The following is a 1,045-nucleotide window of genomic DNA, read 5'->3' on the forward strand; positions in this document are numbered from 1 at the left end:
AGCCAGGTACATCGACCGACACGACAGCCAGAGCGTCACCGTAGGGGCTGTGCCCCTACACCCCCTTTTCCCCAGTGCAGGATAGGGAACGCGGCAGCTGGAAATTACGACCCGCCGAAGAGCACTTCGCCGGTGTCCAGGTCAACGATCGTGCAGCCCCGATCAGCGAGGTTGGCCAGCATCCGCAGCTGCACCGGCTCGGCCGGCATCCAGTCCTGATAGCCCCGCAGCTTCGACAGCTCGGGTTCCGGCGACCGGAAGCTCCCACGCGCGTAGAGGATGCGCCTGCGGTCCCCTGCTGCCCGTGCATCGGCCAGCCGCCATCCCCGGACCATGCGCCGCATCCAGTACCAGCCTGCATCGCCCTGGGCGCCCTGTAGGCCGAACTTCCGGGGCGCATCGAGGGGCCAATCGCCGGAGTGACCCCAGACGCGGCCGGTCTTGCGGAGCCACGCCTCGGGGATGTTCTCGTTGTTGCGCTGGTAGTGCTTCACCCCGCGGGCGGCGTGCTTCGACAGGTACTGAAACCAGCCGATCGGGCCGTCGATCACCTTGGCGTGCTGTCCCCGGTGCCCTGCCCCGTAAAGCTCCCCTGCCAGCTCCACCCAGTCGTTCACGGGATCGCTTAGGCGGTACTTGTCGGGCCACCACAGGGCGACGTGCAGGTGCGGCACGCCTCGACGCTGCCACTCCGTGATCCAGTGGAGCCGGACCATACCGGCACGCCGCTGGCGCTCAATCCACCGCTTCCGCAGCTTCGTCCAGTCCTGGGCCGATGCGGGACAGTCTCGAAGCGTGAGAGTGAGGGCGACGCCTGCCCCTGTTAGCTCGGTCTCGCGCACGCTCATCAGGAACTGCGTGTTCCGGCGCGTGGCCCCTAAGCTCCACCCCTCGACGTCGCCGCGCTTCATCCGGGTATGGTCATTCCGTCCGGGCGCTACACCGCCCTTACCGCCGTGGCGGTACACTGTCACTACTGGCATCGGTCCTATCCCGTGCTGGTCATGACCCCGAGCGTTGGCGCGCTGCGGGGTTCTTTTTTGCT

At 67.1% G+C, this 1,045-nt stretch carries 1 protein-coding gene; it reads right to left on the reverse strand.

What is annotated here, in order from left to right:
• Positions 1-104 precede the first annotated feature (104 nt).
• Entirely contained in the window at positions 105-911 is an 807-nt protein-coding gene (locus tag D2U88_RS00010) for a rolling circle replication-associated protein (RefSeq protein WP_220473465.1), read from the reverse strand.
• Positions 912-1,045: the final 134 nt, after the last annotated feature.

The sequence above is a fragment of the Flagellimonas aequoris genome, assembly GCF_003584165.1.
In the GTDB taxonomy this organism is placed as follows: domain Bacteria; phylum Bacteroidota; class Bacteroidia; order Flavobacteriales; family Flavobacteriaceae; genus Flagellimonas; species Flagellimonas aequoris.

Excerpts from the sequence above, each read along its gene's own strand:
- D2U88_RS00010 (WP_220473465.1), bottom strand. The coding sequence starts at position 911 with ATGAAGCGCGGCGACGTCGAGGGGTGGAGCTTAGGGGCCACGCGCCGG.